At 62.7% G+C, this 17793-nt stretch carries 16 protein-coding genes; 15 read left to right on the top strand and 1 reads right to left on the bottom strand.

All coding sequences use genetic code 11. The features are described 5' to 3' along the window. The 13 genes from HBE64_RS20050 to HBE64_RS20110 form a co-directional block, all read left to right on the top strand. Positions 1–527 (top strand): DinB family protein (locus HBE64_RS20050; RefSeq protein ID WP_167106154.1); only part of this gene is annotated, 527 nt, incomplete at its 5' end. 92 nt (positions 528–619) lie between these two features. Beyond that, positions 620–1966 (top strand): AarF/ABC1/UbiB kinase family protein, encoded by a 1347-nt coding sequence (locus HBE64_RS20055; RefSeq protein ID WP_167106157.1) that lies wholly within the window; start codon positions 620–622, stop codon positions 1964–1966. A gap of 4 nt (positions 1967–1970) precedes the next feature. Next, positions 1971–2891 carry an alpha/beta fold hydrolase gene (locus HBE64_RS20060; RefSeq protein ID WP_167106160.1) on the top strand — a complete coding sequence of 307 codons (921 nt, stop codon included), beginning with the start codon at positions 1971–1973 and terminating at the stop codon, positions 2889–2891. A 96-nt stretch (positions 2892–2987) separates the two neighbouring features. Beyond that, positions 2988–3872: a cyclopropane mycolic acid synthase family methyltransferase gene (locus HBE64_RS20065; protein WP_167106163.1), complete on the top strand. Its 885-nt coding sequence runs from the start codon at positions 2988–2990 to the stop codon at positions 3870–3872. A gap of 126 nt (positions 3873–3998) precedes the next feature. After that, positions 3999–4898, top strand: coding sequence for a cyclopropane mycolic acid synthase family methyltransferase (locus HBE64_RS20070; protein WP_167106166.1), 900 nt, complete (start codon positions 3999–4001; stop codon positions 4896–4898). A gap of 97 nt (positions 4899–4995) precedes the next feature. Continuing rightward, the gene (locus tag HBE64_RS20075) at positions 4996–5694 is read left to right on the top strand and encodes a YciI family protein (RefSeq protein ID WP_167106169.1); all 699 of its coding nucleotides are present in this window, start codon (positions 4996–4998) and stop codon (positions 5692–5694) included. A gap of 3 nt (positions 5695–5697) precedes the next feature. After that, entirely contained in the window at positions 5698–6915 is a 1218-nt protein-coding gene (locus HBE64_RS20080; protein ID WP_167106172.1) for an RNA polymerase sigma factor, read from the top strand. A gap of 20 nt (positions 6916–6935) precedes the next feature. After that, complete coding sequence (locus tag HBE64_RS20085; RefSeq protein ID WP_167106176.1) at positions 6936–7997, top strand: alpha/beta hydrolase; 1062 nt, start codon at positions 6936–6938, stop codon at positions 7995–7997. A gap of 250 nt (positions 7998–8247) precedes the next feature. Then, positions 8248–8646, top strand: a complete 399-nt coding sequence (locus HBE64_RS20090; protein ID WP_167106179.1) for a hypothetical protein — start codon at positions 8248–8250, stop codon at positions 8644–8646. Positions 8647–8828: 182 nt separating this feature from the next. Next, on the top strand, positions 8829–10586 hold the full coding sequence (locus HBE64_RS20095) for a DUF4012 domain-containing protein (protein WP_167109468.1): 1758 nt from the start codon (positions 8829–8831) through the stop codon (positions 10584–10586). Between the two features lie 235 nt (positions 10587–10821). Next, positions 10822–12282, top strand: a complete 1461-nt coding sequence (locus HBE64_RS20100; protein ID WP_167106182.1) for a polysaccharide biosynthesis tyrosine autokinase — start codon at positions 10822–10824, stop codon at positions 12280–12282. Between the two features lie 49 nt (positions 12283–12331). Further along, complete coding sequence (gene gmd / locus HBE64_RS20105) at positions 12332–13387, top strand: GDP-mannose 4,6-dehydratase (RefSeq protein ID WP_167106185.1); 1056 nt, start codon at positions 12332–12334, stop codon at positions 13385–13387. Then, positions 13384–14382 (top strand): GDP-L-fucose synthase, encoded by a 999-nt coding sequence (locus HBE64_RS20110; RefSeq protein ID WP_167106188.1) that lies wholly within the window; start codon positions 13384–13386, stop codon positions 14380–14382. The genes gmd and HBE64_RS20110 overlap by 4 nt, the downstream gene beginning before the upstream one ends. Positions 14383–14417: 35 nt before the next feature. On the opposite strand, the gene HBE64_RS20115 is transcribed toward HBE64_RS20110, so the two are convergent. Continuing rightward, positions 14418–15530, bottom strand: coding sequence for a glycosyltransferase (locus tag HBE64_RS20115; protein WP_167106191.1), 1113 nt, complete (start codon positions 15528–15530; stop codon positions 14418–14420). A 454-nt stretch (positions 15531–15984) separates the two neighbouring features. Here HBE64_RS20115 and HBE64_RS20120 point away from each other — a divergent pair, with 454 nt between their 5' ends. Together HBE64_RS20120 and HBE64_RS20125 are read left to right on the top strand one after the other, a co-directional pair. Further along, on the top strand, positions 15985–16623 hold the full coding sequence (locus tag HBE64_RS20120) for an FkbM family methyltransferase (RefSeq protein ID WP_208300511.1): 639 nt from the start codon (positions 15985–15987) through the stop codon (positions 16621–16623). Then, positions 16620–17723 carry a glycosyltransferase family 4 protein gene (locus tag HBE64_RS20125; protein WP_167106197.1) on the top strand — a complete coding sequence of 368 codons (1104 nt, stop codon included), beginning with the start codon at positions 16620–16622 and terminating at the stop codon, positions 17721–17723. Before HBE64_RS20120 ends, HBE64_RS20125 begins: the two co-directional genes overlap by 4 nt. Positions 17724–17793: the final 70 nt, after the last annotated feature.

Below are 17793 nucleotides of genomic sequence, written 5' to 3' on the forward strand. Positions count from 1 at the left end.
GCGCCTTCTTCGCCGTCGCCTACGGCCTCACCGACGATCAGGCACGTCAGACTCCGACCGTCAGCACGCTGTCGATAGGCGGTCTGATCAAGCATGCCACCGGTGTGCAGCACAGCTGGTGCCAACGCATCGCGGCCGCACCCGGCGAGCCGCCGGAGGACACCCGGCCGTTCGAGGAACGCGCCAGGGAATACGAGGCGCAGTACGTGATGAGCCCGGACGAGACGCTGGCGCAGCTTCTCGACGCCTACGCCCGGCAGAACCGCGAGACGCTGCGGCTGGCCGAGACCGCGGGCCTCGACGCGGCGGTACCGGTACCGCGTGATGCACCGTGGTTCCCGCGGGACGTCGACGCGTGGTCGGTGCGCTGGGTGTTGCTGCACCTCGTCACCGAGCTGGGCCGCCACGCCGGGCACGCCGACATCATCCGCGAAAGCATCGATGGCGCAACCATGTACGAACTCGTCGCGGCGGCCGAGGAGTGGGAGCCGCAACCGTGGTTGACACCGTGGTCGCCGAAGCGGTGACAGCACGGCCAGCAAACACAACGTTGTGACCGCCGTCGCTGCGCCACCGTGAAATTGGTGGTAATAGGGGCCGGTTTGGCACACTGGGAAGAATGAGTTCGACCAAACACCGCGAAGTAGCCAAGCTCGATCGGGTTCCGTTGCCGATCGAGGCGGCGCGCATCGGTGCGACGGGTTGGCAGCTCACTCGCACCGGCGCCCGAGTTCTCACCAAGTTGCCCGGCCGTGGGCCCTGGCAGGACAAGGTCATCAGGGAGATTCCGAAGACCTTCGCCGAGCTCGGCCCGACGTACGTCAAGTTCGGTCAGATCATCGCCTCCAGCCCGGGAGCGTTCGGCGAGTCGTTGAGCCGTGAGTTCCGCGGTCTGCTCGACGCGGTCCCGCCGGCCGACACCGCCGAGGTGCACAAACTGTTCAAGCAGGAGCTCGGTGGCGAGCCCGGTGAGCTGTTCGCGACCTTCGAGGAGGAGCCGTTCGCGTCCGCCTCGATCGCCCAGGTGCACTTCGCCACCCTGCGCAGCGGTGAGGATGTCGTCGTCAAGATCCAGCGCCCGGGTATCCGGCGCCGGGTTGCCGCCGATCTGCAGATCCTCAAGCGCTTCGCCCAGATCGTTGAGTTCGCGAAGCTGGGCCGGCGGCTCTCAGCCCAGGACGTGGTGGCCGACTTCGCCGACAATCTCGCCGAGGAGCTGGACTTCCGTCTGGAGGCCCAGTCGATGGAGGCCTGGGTGTCGGGTCTGCACGGTTCGTCGCTGGGCCGCAATATCCGGGTCCCGGAGGTGCACTGGGAGTTCACCAGCGAGCGGGTGCTGACGATGGAGCGTGTGCAGGGCGTGCGGATCGACGATGTCAAGGAGATCCGCAAGAAGGGCTTCGACGGCACCGAACTCGTCAAGGCGCTGCTGTTCTCCACCTTCGAGGGCGGCCTTCGGCACGGCCTGTTCCACGGCGACCTGCACGCGGGCAATCTGCTCGTCGACGACGACGGCAAGATCGTGTTCCTGGACTTCGGCATCATGGGCCGGATCGATCCCCGAACCCGTTGGCTGTTGCGCGAACTGGTCTACTCGCTGGTGGTCAAGAAGGACCACGCGTCGGCGGGCAAGATCGTGGTGCTGTTGGGTGCGGTGGGCACCGTCAAGCCGGAAGCCCAGGCCGCCAAGGACCTCGAGGCGTTCGCCCAGCCGCTGACGTTGAAGACCTTGGGCGATATGTCCTATGCCGATATCGGCAAGCAGCTCTCGACGCTGGCCGACGCCTATGACGTCAAGCTGCCGCGGGAGCTGGTGCTCATCGGCAAGCAGTTCCTCTATGTCGAGCGGTACATGAAGCTGCTGGCACCCAAGTGGCAGATGATGAATGACCCCCAGTTCTCCGGCTACTTCGCCAATTTCATGGTCGAGATCAGCCGCGAACATCAGAGCGACGTCGAGGTCTAGAACGTTGGAGATTCGTTGCGGCACGGCTCAAGTCGCCGACGATGTGGAGATCTACTACGAGGACATGGGCAACCCCGGCGACCCGCCGGTGCTGCTCGTGATGGGTCTGGGAGCCCAACTCCTGTTGTGGCGCGACGGCTTCTGCGAGCGCCTGGTGAACCAGGGCCATCGCGTCATCCGCTACGACAACCGCGATGTCGGGTTGTCGTCGAAACTGCACGGCCAACGTGCCGGCGGCGCCCTAGTGCCCAGCCTGTTGCGGTCGTTCGTCGGCCGGCCCAGCCAGTCGGTGTACACGCTGGAGGACATGGCTGATGACGCCGCGAACCTGTTGGATCATCTCGAGATCGACCAGGCGCATGTCGTCGGCGCGTCGATGGGCGGCATGATCGCGCAGATCTTCGCCGCCCGGTATGCGCACCGCACCAATGCGCTGGGAATCATCTTCTCTTCGAACAACTCTGCGTTCCTGCCGCCGCCGGCGCCGAAGGCGCTGCTGTCGTTGATCAAGGGTCCGGCACCGGACTCGCCGCGCGAGGTGATCGTCGAGAACTCGATTCAGGTGAGCAGGATCATCGGCTCACCGGGCTATCCGGCATCCGAAGAGAAACTTCGCCAGGAGGCCATCGAGGCCTACGATCGGGCTCACTACCCGCAGGGCATCGCGCGTCATTTCGGGGCGGTTCTGGGCAGTGGCAGCCTGAAGCGTTACGACAAGCAGATCAGCGCTCCCACCGTCGTAATTCACGGCCGCGCAGATAAATTGATGCGTCCGACGGGCGGCCGTGCGATCGCCTCGGCGATCCCCAATGCGCGCCTGGTGCTGATCGACGGTATGGCCCACGACCTGCCCGAGGCGTTGTGGGACGACATCGTCGGGGAGTTGAAGACGACGTTCTCCGAGGCGAACAGCCCGGCCGGCTGAGTTAAGCTCGTCTGAGCAAGTCCGCGGTGATCGCAGATCCCGTCGGGGGGATAAGTGGTTGCTGCCTTAAGCATTCTGCGAAAGGCACATCGAACAATGCCGAAACGGCTCACACCTCATTTCGACGACGTGCAGGCACATTACGACCTGTCCGACGATTTCTTCAGGCTCTTCCTCGACCCCACTCAGACCTACAGTTGCGCCTACTTCGAGCGCGACGACATGACGCTGGAAGAAGCCCAGCTCGCCAAGATCGACCTGGCACTGGGCAAGCTGGGCCTGCAGCCCGGGATGACGTTGCTCGACATCGGCTGCGGGTGGGGCGCCACGATGATGCGGGCGGTCGAACAGTACGACGTCAACGTCATCGGGCTGACGTTGTCGAAGAATCAGCGTGACCACGTCGAACGGCTGTTCTCCGCATCGGGGAGCCCACGCAGCACACGCATCGAGCTGATGGGCTGGGAGGAGTTCGACGAGCCCGTCGACCGCATCGTGTCGATCGGCGCCTTCGAGCACTTCGGATTCGACCGCTACGACGACTTCTTCAATATGGCCTACAAGGCGCTGCCCGACGACGGGGTGATGCTGCTGCACACGATCACCGCCCTGACGTTGCCGCAGATGGCTGACCGGGGCATGCCGCTGACCATCGAGGTGGCCAAGTTCGTCAAGTTCATCCTCACCGAGATCTTCCCGGGCGGGCGCCTGCCGTCGATCGAGAAGGTCGAGGAGCATTCGGCCGCCGCCGGCTTCACCTTGACCCGCACGCAGTCGCTGCAGCCGCACTACGCCCGAACCCTGGACCATTGGGCCGCGGCGCTCGAGGCCAACCGGGACCAGGCGATCGCGGTGCAGTCCGAGGAGGTCTACGACAGATATATGAAATACCTGACCGGATGTTCACGAGCCTTCCGAATTGGGTACATCGACGTCGACCAATTCACGCTCGAGAAGCAGCCACGACATACCCATAGCTAGCAGGAGCTTTTTGCGGATCGCCGGTGGGCGCGACGGTATGGTCCGCGTCACATGAGGCATACTGACGCCCACACACCACCACACGCGGGGGCCGTGGTGCGAGAGATTCAGGAAGGTTTGACAACCATGGCCGAGGCAACAGACACCAAGGACATGCGGCCCCATTTCGAGGAAATCCAAGCTCATTACGACCTTTCGGACGATTTCTTCGGCGTGTTCCAGGATCCGACCCGCAAGTACAGCTGTGCGTACTTCACCGGGCCGAACGCCACCCTGTCGGAAGCCCAGGTCGCCAATGTCGACCAGCACCTCGACCGGTTGGACCTCAAGCCGGGCATGACCCTGCTGGAGGTGGGCTGCGGCTGGGGACTGACGTTGCAGCGCGCGATGGAGAAGTACGACGTCAACGTCATCGGGCTGACTCTGTCGAAGAATCAGAAGGCCTACTGCGACCAGCTGCTGGCCAACGTCGACAGTGACCGCACGTTCGACGTGCGGCTGGAGGGCTGGGAGCAGTTCCACTCGCCGGTCGACCGGATCGTCTCGATCGAGGCCATCGAGCACTTCGGCTTCGAGCGCTTCGACGACTTCTTCAAGCGCTGCTTCGACATCCTGCCCGATGACGGTCGCATGACCATCCAAAGCAGCTGCGGCTACCACCCGGATGACCTGATCGCCCGTGGCAGGAAGCTGACGTTCGAGTTGGCCCGCTTCGCCAAGTTCATGGTTGATGTGATCTTCCCGGGTGGCCGTATCCCGAGCACCAAGATGTTGGTCGCGCACGGAGAGAAGGCCGGGTTCGTCGTGCCTGAGCCGCTGTCGCTGCGTAACCATTACATCAAGACCCTCGGTATCTGGGCCGCGCGACTTGAGCAGCACAAGGACGAGGCCATCGCGGCGGCCGGCGTCGAGAGCTACGACAACTACATGCGGTATTTGACCGGCTGCCAGTACTACTACCTCGACGAGTCGATCGACGTCAGCCTGGTGACCTACCTCAAGCCGGGCGCCGTCGCCTCCGCGTAGTTCTTGTCGGCATGATCTGTCGGATCGGGCCGACATCGTTCGTCGAATAGGTAGAGAGTGGAACGCAGGGTTCTGCTCCCGACCCGAGGACGGCACGATGTACTACTTCGCTTTGCTCCAGACGCCCGAGCGTGACCTTGCCCCCGAGGCTGCGCAGGCGGAGATGCAGGCTTATCACGACTTCCATGTGCGGGCGCGCGAGGCCATCCGCGGCGGCGACGCGCTGGCCTCGACGACTGAGGCGGTCCGGATCGACGGCGGCCCGGATCACCCGGTGGTCACTGACGGCCCGTTCGCGGAGGGCGCTGAGGTCGCCGGCGGCTTCTACGTCTTCGAAGCCGACAACCTCGACGACGCGCTCAAGCTGGCTGAACAGGTGCCGGCCGCCCGGTACGGCGCGGTCGAGGTGTGGCCGATGGTGCATTGGACTCCCCCGGCTCACCGGACAACCGGCAACGACTGGCTGGCCCTGCTCTTGGAACCGCCCGCCCGGGTCAACACGCCGGGCACGCCCGAGTGGGACGCCGGCGCGCGCCGGCATGTCGATTTCGGTGCCGCGGCGGGCGACCACGCGCTCGGCGGGGCGCCGCTGCATCCCCCGAGCACTGCAACGACGGTGCGGGTGCGCGATGGCGAGGTGCTCTTGACCGACGGGCCGTTCGCGGAGGACGCGGAGGTGGCCAACGGCTTCTATCTGTTGCGGGCTGCCGACCGGGATGAGGCGACCAAGCTCGCGTCGATGATTCCGGCGACGGCTGTGCAGTTGCGCCGCCTGGCGGGCGTTTCGCTCCTCTAGAGCATGCAGTCTCTGGACGGCGTCTTCCGGCGCGAGTGGGGCCCGGCGGTGGCCGCGCTGGCCCGTTGGTCCGGTGATCTCACCGTCGCCGAGGACGCCGTTCAGGAGGCGTGCTCAGATGCGGTCCGGGCGTGGTCGCGTGAGGGATTGCCCGACAATCCCGGGGCGTGGCTGATGACGGCCGCGCGCAACCGGGCCCGCGACCGTCTGCGTCGCGAATCCCTGCGTCCGGGAAAGGAGTTGGCAGCTGTGCTCGACGACATCGTCGCCCGCACCGACCGGGTCGACATTCACCCGGTGCGCGACGACGAGTTGCGGATGATGTTCACGTGCGCGCACCCGGCCTTGGAACGGGCGTCACAGCTGGCTCTGACGTTGCGGCTTGTCTCGGGCTTGACGGTGGCCGAGATCGCGCGGGCCCTGCTGCAGAGTGAGGCGGCCGTTGCACAGCGAATCACGCGTGCCAAGAACAAGATCCGGCATGCGAACATCCCGTTGCGGGTGCCGGAGGCTGATCGGCTGCCGCAGCGGACGCCGCACGTGCTGTCGTGCATCTACTCGGTGTTCACCGAGGGCTATTGGTCTACTGGGGGTCCGTCGGCGATCCGCGACGAACTGTGCGACGAGGGCGTACGGCTGGCCGGTGAGCTAGCTGTGCTGATGCCTGACGAGCGCGAGGCACATGCTCTGTCAGCCCTTGTGCTGCTGCATGATTCGCGCCGCGCGACCCGCGTCGACATCTCGGGCGCGCTGGTACCGCTAGAGGAACAGGACCGACGGCGCTGGGATCGCGGCAAGATCGCGCGCGGGCTCGCCGCAGTGACCCGGGCGCAGGGGTCGACGGGGCCGTATCTTCCCCAGGCGGTGATCGCCGCGGTGCACGCGACGGCTCCGGACTGGCATCGGACCGACTGGGCGACGATCTGCCTGGCCTATGACCGCCTGCTGGAGCTCACCGACTCCCCGGTGGTCCGGGTCAATCGGGCGCTGGCGATCGGGCTTCGCGACGGACCGGAGGCAGGCTTGGCCGCGCTGGACAAGGCGGCCCACGATCCACGGCTGGTCCGCTCGAACGTTGCGGCCACGGTGCGCGCCGACCTGCTGCGCCGGGCCGGGCGGCGCCGAGAGGCCGCGCAGTGGTACCGGGACGCTCTGGAACTCAACGGCTCTGAACCGGGCAAGGTGTTTCTCCGACGGCGAATCGCCGAATGCGGAGGATGACTGGCCACTAGGGTCGGTTCATGCTTGCTGGTCGACTCGCAGATCCGAATTGCACGCTCGGCACCGATCCCCGCTCCGATCCACGGATGGTCGCCGCATTCGCCCCGCTCGGCCTGGCCGACGCGCTGCCGGATGCGCCGCTGACCGTCGACTCCCCGATCGAGCATCGACTGGCCTACGCGGCGGCCGCCGAGGAAGCCATCGGCGCGGTGTTCGACGCGCTCGCGCTGGCCGCACCGGCACCTGGGGGCGTCAGCACGACCACGGTCACCATTCCCGGCGGCGACGGCAACGAGCTGACGTTGTTCATCAGCCGACCGGACATTGCACCGGGGGCGTTGCCGGCCGTCGTGCATTTCCACGGCGGGGGGATGGCGATCGGCAGCGCTGCCGATGCCGCCTATCGGCATTTACGTGAGTCCTTGGCGGCGACCGGGTTGGTGGTGGTCGGTGTCGAGTTCAGGAACTCGGCCGGCCGTCTCGGGGTGCATCCGTATCCGGCGGGACTCAATGACTGCGCGGCGGCGACCCGCTGGGTGTACGCCAACGCCGCGGATCTGGGAGTCAGCCATCTGATCGTGGCGGGCGAGTCCGGCGGCGGAAACCTGACGCTGACGGTCACCCACAAAGCCAAGCGGGAAGGCTGGCTCGGGGAGATCGCCGGCGCGTACGCGCAATGCCCCTATATCTCCAACAAGTGGCTGGACTATCCGGCGGAGTTTCCGTCATTGCGGGAGAACGACGGTTACTTCATCAGCTGCCAGCAAGCGGCGTTACTGGGTTCGGTGTACGACCCGTCTGGGACGCATGTGAACGATGTGACATGTTGGGCCGGGAAAGCCTCGGAACAAGATTTGACCGGATTACCACCGCACGTCATATCGGTGAATGAGCTCGATCCCTTGCGCGACGAGGGGCTTCTCTATTACCGCCGCCTGCTTGCCGCCGGTGTCCCGGCGGCGGGGCGGATCGTCGTGGGCACCTGCCATGGCGGTGACCTGCTGTTTCCTGCTGTCATGCCGGAGGTTTTCGGGGCGACCGTGCGGGATATCAGTGGTTTCGCGAATTCGTTGAATTCGTAACCACTTTCGCGTGGAGCGACGCTCTGTGCCACTGATTAAGATCAATTAATTGTGTCGTCAATAACCGGCTTTTTGTAGTTGGTGATTCCGTTGACAGCCCTATGCGGCGGTGGGACGCTTACGCCAGTTATAAGGCATTACATAGGGGGTCGGGGATATGTCCACAGCTAACGTGGTTCAGTTCGGAACCAAGAGGTTGCAACTCAGCACCGCAGCACTAGTAGTCGCTGCGGCAGCCACGCTCACACCAGTGGTCGCTCACGCGGGGCCAAGCCTCGCGCCGTTCGCCGAAAACATCGGCAGCGCAGCATCGCTCGTCGTCAATCCGGTCATCGTTCCGAGTAATTCCGCCAACGCTTCGGCGTCTGTCGTCACGGATCCGTGCGCCACCGCCAACTTCAAGCTGGGCTGCTACACGGTCGAGGGAGCCGTCGCAGGTACCCAGGCCATCGTCCGCGGCGTCGTGGTCTACGTCGGGACGGTAGCGTATGTCTTCGTCCAGGCCACGGGTGAACTTCTCAAGGCGATAGGCAACATTCTCCCCGGACCGGTGGGCAACTTCTTCACGAATGTCGGCAACGGAGTCAGCGCCTTCGCCACCAATATCGCCCAGACGTTCCACGTCGGCCCGTATCTCACAGGCGCGTAGCCCAATTCAGGGACGCAACTCGTCAGCTGACGCCCGACCGGCGGCTGGCGGGTTGTTCCACACTTGCCAGCTGTGTGGCTTCCCTCTGCGGAAGCCCACATCAGAGCACGGGGGATTACTGAGTGGGTGTCTTTTCAGGGCATTCGTCCAGCGACGACGAGGACGACGAAGAGCGGCGCCGAATGTGGCGCCGCAAGACTGCTTGGGCGGGGCTCCTAGTGCTCGTTGTCCTGATCGGCCTCGGAGCATGGCTTGGCCTCCGCGCGCAAGCGGCGAAGACTGACCTCGAACAAGCACGCGGCAGTGCCCAACAGGCCAAAGATGCCCTGCTGCAGGGAAACACCGCGGACGCATCACGCTTCGCGGCCGACGCGCAATCGCACGCCCAGGCAGCTCGCGACGCGACCCACTCGCTGCCGTGGAACATCGCTTCTGCCGTGCCATGGTTGGGCAGCCCGTTCAGAACCGGTCAGCAGATATCGAACGTTGTTCTCGGGTTGACTACCGACGTGTTGAGGCCCACCGCAGATGCCGGCACAGGTCTCGCACCAACGCAGTTGCTAGCCGACGGCCGGCTTGATGTAGCGGCATTGCGCAAGGAAGAGCCGGTGCTGGCCAAGATCGCCGCATCCGCGGCTCGAATCAATGCTGAAGCTATGGGGATTTCAGAGCCGGGGTACGTGTCAGCGATCGGCGAAGCACGGTCACAACTACAGAAGCAGACGTCTGATATCGCCCGACTGATGGACAACACGGCCTTGGCCGCGCAGCTGGCCCCGTCGATGTTGGGCGCCGACGGACCACGCACCTACTTCATGGGCTTCCAAACCAACGCCGAAGCCCGTGGAACTGGCGGTCTGCTCGGCGGTTTCGGAATCCTGCGGTTCGACAATGGCAAGCCGAGCGTGGACACGTTGGGGGCGAACAGCGACTTCAAGAAGCCGTTCACACCCTTCAGCCTAGGTCCGGAATACGACCAGGAATACGGGTTCACCCATCCGACTACGGATTTCCGCAACAGCAACCAGAGCTCCCACTTCCCCTACGCGGCGCAGATCTGGAAGTCGATGTGGGCACAGGAGTCGGGAGTGAACGTCGACGGAGTGATTGCAATCGATCCGATCGCTCTGAGCTACATCCTCGGAGCCACCGGACCGGTGGTGATGCCGAACGGTGAGACGGTGGCGGAGAACAACGTCGTGGAACTGACTGAGTCGACTGTTTATAGCCGATTTCCGAGCGATCAGGCTGCGCGAAAACAGTATCTCCAGGACATCGCAACCGAGGTCGTCAAGATGATCACCAAGCCGATAAACTCGCCTCGAAAGCTGTTGGATGCGTTGGGGCGGGCCATCAGTGAGCGCCGAATAGCGGTCTGGAGTGCATCGCCTGCAGACCAGAAGCTCCTTGAAGAAACACCCCTGGCTCATGCGATCCCCGACGACCCAGCCCCCTACGCCGAAGTTGTCATCAACAATCTCGGCGGAAACAAGATGGACTACTACCTCGACCGGCAGATCGAGTATGTCGCCGACGGCTGTGACGGGGATACCCGGATGTCGACCGTCACCGTCAGGCTGACCAACACGCTGTCGGATCCGGCGGGACTCCCTGATTATGTCGCAGGGCGGTTGGGTTTCTTTCCAGCCCTTGCGGAGAATGTTCCGCGAGGTGCGATGCTCACATCCGTGCGCCTTCTCGCGACCGAGAATGCACAGGTCATCAGTGTCCTGGTCAACGGCAAAAGGATTCGCGTCTTTGGAGCCAAGGAGCGCGGCCATCCAAGCTTCGAAGCTCAGGTGGCGATTCCGCCCGGAAAGACTGCCGAACTGACCTTCCGGCTCTCCGAGCCGACGGCTCGCGGCGGAGCACGGGTTCCTGTGCAGCCGTTGGCAGACAACCTGACGCCTGTGGTCTCGGTGCCCTCGTGCACGGGATGAGTAGCTGTCGACTGGCCGGACCGCGATCCCACGTCGCGCCGACCGGCCTTGCGTACGTAGGGCAAATCGATTCACCTCAAGCAGTTCGGCCGAATCTCGCCTTCTGCCCGAGGAATACGCGATGCCCGAGTTCTCATTCTGGGCTGCCCAGAGACTCCGAAAGGTATAATTCGCAAGGATGCGACGTCCAGGCGCCGCGACACGGGGCGGGAATTAGCATGTCGGGGAGACGGCTTTGACACTTCAAGACTTCCTAAAGGTTTTGCGTTCTCGATGGATAACCATCGCCGTTACCACCTTGGTGGTCGTGTTGGGCGCCATCATCGCCACGATGACCATGACTCCGGTCTACCAGGCATCGACGAGGCTGTTTGTCTCTACGGCCGCCAGTTCATCGCTGAGTGAGCTGTATCAAGGAAATCGACTCTCACAGGAGCGTGTTCTGTCATACACCGAATTGCTCATGGGAGAAACGCTGGCCCAGCGCACGATCGATAAACTCGGCCTCCCAATGACAGCGGCCGCGCTACGCAAGGATGTCAAAGCGACCGCCAAGCCCGACACCGTCCTGATAGACGTCAAAGTGGTTGACCCTTCGCCGATCCGAGCACGTGACATCGCGAACGCGCTTTCGGACGAGTTCGTCGTCATGGTGCGTGAACTGGAGACGTCTGCCAATGGGTCGACACCAGACGCTCGCGTTGTCGTCGAGCAGCGCGCGTCGATGCCCGAAAAGCCGGTCTCCCCAAAACCTTTGCTCAACATCACAGCAGGTCTAGCACTCGGCATCGCGTTGGGCGTCGGTCTGGCGATTCTGCGCGAGAAGCTCGATAACACCGTCAAGGACCGGCGGGAGCTTGAGGAGATCAGTCAGGTCTCGCTGGTCGGCAGCATTCCGCTCGACAAGGAACGTCCGGACGAGCCAGCGATAACATTCGACAACGACAGTTCCACGATTGCTGAGGCATTCAGGAAACTCCGCACAAACCTCCAGTTCCTCTCGGTGGACGACCCGCCGCGGGTGATCGTTGTAACCAGTTCAATGCCGAGCGAGGGTAAGACCACCACTGCTATCAACATCGGGCTGGCATTGGCGGAAGCCGAGCACAATGTCGTGATAGTCGACGGCGACATGCGCCGTCCCATGCTGGACAAGTATCTCGGTATGGTCGGCCGCGTCGGCTTCAGTACGGTGCTCAGCGGTGCAGCACCCCTTTCAGATGTGCTCCAGAAGACGAGATTCCCCCGATTGTCGGTATTGACCTCTGGCGCCGTTCCACCCAATCCCAGCGAGCTGCTCGGGTCGCTGGCCGCCCAAAAGGTTCTGGGCGAACTACGCGCCCAGTTCGACTATGTCATCCTGGATTCGTCGCCGCTGCTCGCGGTTACCGACGCCGCGATCTTGGCGGCGCATTCTGATGGCGCGCTTATCATCGCGCGGCACGGGCGGACAAAGCGCGACCAACTCGCACATGCGGTAGGAGCGCTGAGGGATGTCGGCGCACCCATACTCGGCGCCGTCTTCACCATGACTCCCTCACGTGGACGCTCGTCGTACAACTACAAGTACAACTACAACAGCCAGCCCGAGGCGCAAGTCACGTCTCCCCACGGACCGCTCACCGAGCCTGCAGTACCAGAACCCGCACCCGTGCTCGAAGTAGCCTCACAGCAAGACCAGAAGGATCACGCGTGAGCGCCGCTACGGATTGCTTCTCAGCATCCACGAAAGTCGGCGAAGGCCAATGACTAAGCGCGCTTTGATTACTGGCATCACAGGCCAAGACGGCTCATACATGGCTGAGCTCTTACTCAGCAAAGGTTATGAGGTGCACGGTCTCATTCGCCGCGCATCTACGTTCAACACCTCGCGCATTGATCATCTGTACGTCGACCCGCATTCGCCCGATGCGCGACTTTTTCTGCACTACGGAGATTTGAGCGACGGTGTACGACTGGTGACACTACTCGCCGACATCAAACCCGACGAGGTTTACAATTTGGCTGCACAGTCACATGTTCGGGTCTCATTCGATGAGCCCGAACATACAGCCGACACAACCGGAACCGGGACTGTTCGCATGCTCGAGGCGGTCCGATTGTCGGGAATCAAGACGCGCTATTACCAGGCCTCCTCCTCAGAGCTCTACGGTGCAACGCCACCACCGCAGTCCGAGGACTCGCCCTTCTACCCGCGGTCGCCCTACGCCGCCGCCAAGTTGTACAGCTACTGGATCACCAAGAACTATCGCGAGGCTTACGGCCTCTTCGCGGTCAACGGAATCTTGTTCAACCACGAATCACCAAGGCGTGGTGAGACATTCGCCACCCGGAAGATCACCCGCGCGGTCGCCGCAATAAAAGCCGGCAAACAAGACTGCGTGTATATGGGCAACCTCAATGCAGTCCGCGATTGGGGCTATGCACCCGAGTACGTCGAGGGAATGTGGCGGACCCTGCAGGCCGACCGGCCCGACGACTATGTCCTGGCAACGGGCGTGGGCACGAGTGTCAGAGAGTTCGTCGAGATTGCATTCGATCACGCGGGCCTCAACTGGGAGGATCACGTTCGGTTTGACGAACGCTACCTTCGCCCAACCGAGGTCGACGCCCTGATCGGTGATTCGTCTCGAGCTCGCGATCGACTCGACTGGGTGGCGAGCGTCCATGGCCCCGAGTTGGCTCGCCTCATGGTGGATGCGGACGTCGAAGCACTCGAGCACGCGGGCACTCCCTGGATCGACAGGGTGGAGCTGGACACGTGGGAAACACCGGTCGCCCGAGTCGATGCCACAACATGACGGCCGGCGCACAGTTCTCGGCCGGCGAGCTCGACCGCGATGCGCCGTTCTACATCGCAGGCCATCGTGGACTTGTCGGTTCAGCGATTGTCCGCCGGCTTCAGGCAGCGGGCTTCGAGAACCTGATCGGCCGAACATCAGTCGAGCTAGACCTGAGGGACCGCACAGCGGTCTTCGACTTCCTTACTGACACCAAGCCCCGCTACGTCGTCATGGCTGCGGCGAGAGTCGGCGGCATTCTCGCTAACAGTACCTACCCGGTCGACTTTCTCAGTGACAACTTACGTATCCAGGTCAATGTCCTCGACGCAGCGCGCAGTGCCGGCGTAGAGCGCTTGCTCTTCCTCGGGTCATCGTGCATCTATCCGAGGCTTGCTCAGCAACCGATACCCGAAGAGGCGTTACTCACCGGCCGCCTCGAGCCGACAAATGACGCTTACGCAATCGCGAAGATCGCAGGCATAGTGCACGTTCAGGCGGTGCGCAGACAGTTTGGCCTGCCGTGGATTTCGGCAATGCCGACGAATCTTTACGGCCCCAATGACAACTTCTCTCCCACTGGTTCACACGTGCTTCCGGCACTGATACGACGGTATGAGGCGGCGGCGGCGGCCGATGCCCGGTCGGTGGCCAACTGGGGTACCGGTTCGCCGCGACGCGAGTTTCTGCACGTAGACGACATGGCGGACGCGTGCCTGTATCTGCTTGAGCACTACGACGGGCCCAGCCACATCAACGTCGGTAGTGGTATCGACGTCACGATCCGCGAACTTGCCGAGCTGATCGCATCCGCTGTCGGCTATCACGGTGAAACCGTTTGGGATGCAACAAAGCCCGATGGGATGCCGCAGAAGCTTCTTGACGTCTCCAAGCTCACACGCGCGGGTTGGAAGTCACGGATCAGCCTTTACGAAGGCATCGAGTCCACCGTGGCCTGGTACCGCAATGGGGCCCACTCGTTACGCGGATATGCCGACAAGTCGAGACAGAACTAGCGACTTCTCCGCGAGATTGTCTGGGAGACTTAGTCTCAACCCATCATTGCACACACGCCGCGCGCGAAGTTCTGGGTCATCTGCTCCAGGGTGGGATATCCGCATACCCGGTGACTGCTGGTCGTCAGGCGCCCTCGCGCGCGATCCAGCACAAGACGGGTGTACCCCTCGACGGTGTTCGGCGAAACGAAGAGGTCCTGGCCTTCGATGAGGTACTCGTACTCCGGGGCATGAAATGGCCAATCAGTTGTCAGTATCGGAATCTGAAGTGCCTGGCATTCAACGGCAATCAGTCCGACGCGCCCGGGGTTAAGCAAAGTCTGACACGATTTGAATATCAACGCCTTCTCTTCATCGCCTACGAATCCCAGTAGGACGGCCTGCCCCCGCGCGACCGCTGGCGTGAGGAGATGCTCTTCATCGCCCCGCCCACCCACTACCAGCTTTATCTCGGGGTCAAGTTCCCACAGTCGGTCGAGGACGTCGACGAGGAAGCTGACCCGCTTTGCGGCATCAAGACCACCGATCCAGCCGAATGCTTTTCCTGGCACCAAGCCCTTCTCACGCTCAAATCTCGCGGAAGCGCCTGGACTAATCCCCTGGTATGCCGCCAACAGCGCGGAGACGTCGGTGGAGTTCATCACGCACGTCACCGAAGAGGAGTCGACCCCGGCTGCGACAGCAGCCTCGGCGCCGGATTCTGTATAGGCGAAGACATGGTCACTTCGCCGCATCTGTCGGCGCTCGATCGCGAGATCAATCTGATTGCCCTCGGCCACGAATGGCTTGATGTGGCCCCACACGCCTACGCGTCGACCGGAGAGACCTTTCCGGAGCAACTCCGCATTGAGGTCGAGCGATATTCCCCGAAGCTGCATGATGACGCCATCACAGTCGCTCCAATGCCTCTGTGTGCCATAGATATAAATGCTCCGCTTACCTACCGCGAGTCGGCGCGGCTCGGCGTCACGTAGCCACGGAACAGCGGTTCTGGAGTCACCGCGTACTGCCTGCGAACCTGCCGGTGACCCGGCGATGACGACACAGTCGATCCCCCGCTCGCCAAGGGTGTCCACCAAACCCGAGAAGAAGGCGACTCGATACTGGGGTACGTACTCTTGGACGATTCCGACCGTTGTGCGCCTCATAGTTCGCCCCCTAAACATGCTCCCCCGGACTCCGCAACGATGCCGCCTGACTCAAGGGACCAGACCCATTCTCGACGCCTCTGCTTGACGAGGCAAACAGCTAGCGCAAGGCGGCTCGACTCGTCGTCTGCCACTAACTTAGCCGGAGATTTGCAACAAGCCACACCCTTGCAGAACAAGTCGCCAAACTTGGCGCATTACGAAGTTGGGGCGGGCATACTAACTCTCAGATGACATGCCTATGCCTGGACCACAGTGCATTTGGTGTCGCACGCAAGTGTGCTTTGGTCTGATCATGGGGAAAGCAGTTGAGAGGGGGGCGGAGCTGGGGGCTGGATTGCCGGTGCCCTGTCTCCGGCGACATATGAGGTTCAAGCACGAACTACGGCACTTTGTTCAGCGCTTCGGTATCGACGTCGTTCGCTTTCCACTCCATGCTCCATTGGCTAGGACGGTGAAGCTTCTTCACCATCACCGCATCGACACTGTGATCGACGTCGGCGCCAATGACGGCGGATTCGCAAATGACGTCCGGAGACTTGGCTACACCGGTCGTATCGTCTCCATCGAACCGCTCCACGAACCGTTCAATGTGCTTCGCCGCAAGGCGTCCGCGGATGGCAAGTGGGATGTGATCCGCTGCGCGGTCGGCGACGTTGATCGGGAGGTCACGATCAACGTCTCCGGTAACGCGGGCCTGTCCAGCTCTGTTCTGCCAATGCTGAAAGTTCACACCGAAGCTGCGCCAGAGTCGCGTTACGTAGGCACCGAGACGGTTACCGAGAGACGGCTCGACCGACTCGTCGCCGAATTGGATGCCCTCCCCGATAGCCGAACGTTCCTGAAGGTCGACGTTCAGGGGTATGAGCGGGCAGTGCTTGATGGCGCATCCGGCCTGTTTTCGCTTGGCGCAATCGTCGGACTGCAACTCGAACTGTCCCTAGTGCCTCTCTACGCCGGATCCATGACCTACCGTGAGGTTTTGGATCGCGCAGAGGGTCTGGGTATGACGCTGATGGGTCTCGACCCGGTGTTCTCCGACCCCACGTCGGGGCAGCTGCTCCAAGCCGACGCCGTCTTCTTCGTCGCGTGAGCGAGACATCGGCAGCCGCAACGATGGACGATAGCGCCCGTGCGGCTTCAGTGACAATGATCGGCCCCATGCCGCCCCCGGTGCACGGACAGTCGGTAGTGATGGCCCACATGGTTTCATCACTCGCGCCGCTGATTCCCCGGATGCGAGTGGCCAACGTTGGCGAAGGCGAAAGCGTTGGCTGGCGCCGTCCACTCAAGGGCCTCCGCAATTCGATCCGTGCACTATGGTCTGTTCCCGGTTCAGACGCGGTGTACATCGCAGTCAAAGCCGGGCATGGGATGTGGCTCACCACGGCGGCTGCCGGCTTGGCGCGGATAACCGGAGGGCGCCTGTTCCTTCATCACCACTCGTATGCCTATGTCCGAGAACGCAAGGCCCGAATGGTGGCGCTGACCCGTGCCGCCGGGTCGAAGGCATACCACGTTGTGCTCTCCAACTCGATGGCGAACGCGCTACGTGAGGTTATGCCCGAGGTGAGTCGACTCCTCGTCGTCGAAAACGCAGGGCTCATCGATAGCGCTCTCGTGGAACTGCCTCTGAAATCCGATGACGGCGAGCTGGTGCTGGGCCATCTGAGCAACCTCAGTATCGAGAAGGGAATCGCAGAGGTAGTTGACCTTGCCTCAGCACTGCACCAGGGCGGAGTCGACGTTCGACTGGTTGTCGGCGGACCCGCCGCAGATCGTGACTCACAGTTCCACCTCCATCGCGCGGTTGAGGAACTTGGCGATCGGTTCGAGTATCGGGGTCCACTCGGAGGCGCCGCCAAGGTCGAATTCTTCAAGGAAATAACACATTTCGTCTTCCCTTCTCGCTACGCACACGAGGCAGCTCCGATGGTGTTGTACGAAGCCATGGCAGCCGGTGTTGTTTGTGTGGCAACCCACCAGGGATCGATACCTGAGCAACTGCGCTCCAGCCCCGGCATCCTCGCCAGAAGTGCAGACACATTCGTGCAGGAAACACTGCCGCTACTGATGAAAACGAGAGTGTCGGCGGCTGCATCCGACGAAACGCGGCAAGCTTATCTAAGAGCGCTCGCCGAGTCGGAGAGCCAGTTGACGGTTCTGTTCGAGCTGCTGTCGAGACCGGGATGAACACATCTGCCGGCGTCAAGATCCCTCCGCCGAAGAATCCGAAAAGTCTGCAACCTGCGCGGTCAACATC

Origin of the sequence: Mycobacterium sp. DL592, assembly GCF_011694515.1 — a bacterium.
Taxonomy (GTDB): Bacteria; Actinomycetota; Actinomycetes; order Mycobacteriales; family Mycobacteriaceae; genus Mycobacterium.

Bases quoted from the DNA above. Each gene is read 5' to 3' on its own strand.
- HBE64_RS20085 (WP_167106176.1), top strand. From the start codon at position 6,936: ATGCTTGCTGGTCGACTCGCAGATCCGAATTGCACGCTCGGCACCGAT.
- HBE64_RS20055 (WP_167106157.1), top strand. From the start codon at position 620: ATGAGTTCGACCAAACACCGCGAAGTAGCCAAGCTCGATCGGGTTCCG.
- HBE64_RS20110 (WP_167106188.1), top strand. From the start codon at position 13,384: ATGACGGCCGGCGCACAGTTCTCGGCCGGCGAGCTCGACCGCGATGCG.
- gmd (WP_167106185.1), top strand. From the start codon at position 12,332: ATGACTAAGCGCGCTTTGATTACTGGCATCACAGGCCAAGACGGCTCA.
- HBE64_RS20075 (WP_167106169.1), top strand. From the start codon at position 4,996: ATGTACTACTTCGCTTTGCTCCAGACGCCCGAGCGTGACCTTGCCCCC.
- HBE64_RS20115 (WP_167106191.1), bottom strand. From the start codon at position 15,530: ATGAGGCGCACAACGGTCGGAATCGTCCAAGAGTACGTACCCCAGTAT.
- HBE64_RS20065 (WP_167106163.1), top strand. From the start codon at position 2,988: ATGCCGAAACGGCTCACACCTCATTTCGACGACGTGCAGGCACATTAC.
- HBE64_RS20095 (WP_167109468.1), top strand. From the start codon at position 8,829: ATGTGGCGCCGCAAGACTGCTTGGGCGGGGCTCCTAGTGCTCGTTGTC.
- HBE64_RS20080 (WP_167106172.1), top strand. From the start codon at position 5,698: ATGCAGTCTCTGGACGGCGTCTTCCGGCGCGAGTGGGGCCCGGCGGTG.
- HBE64_RS20070 (WP_167106166.1), top strand. From the start codon at position 3,999: ATGGCCGAGGCAACAGACACCAAGGACATGCGGCCCCATTTCGAGGAA.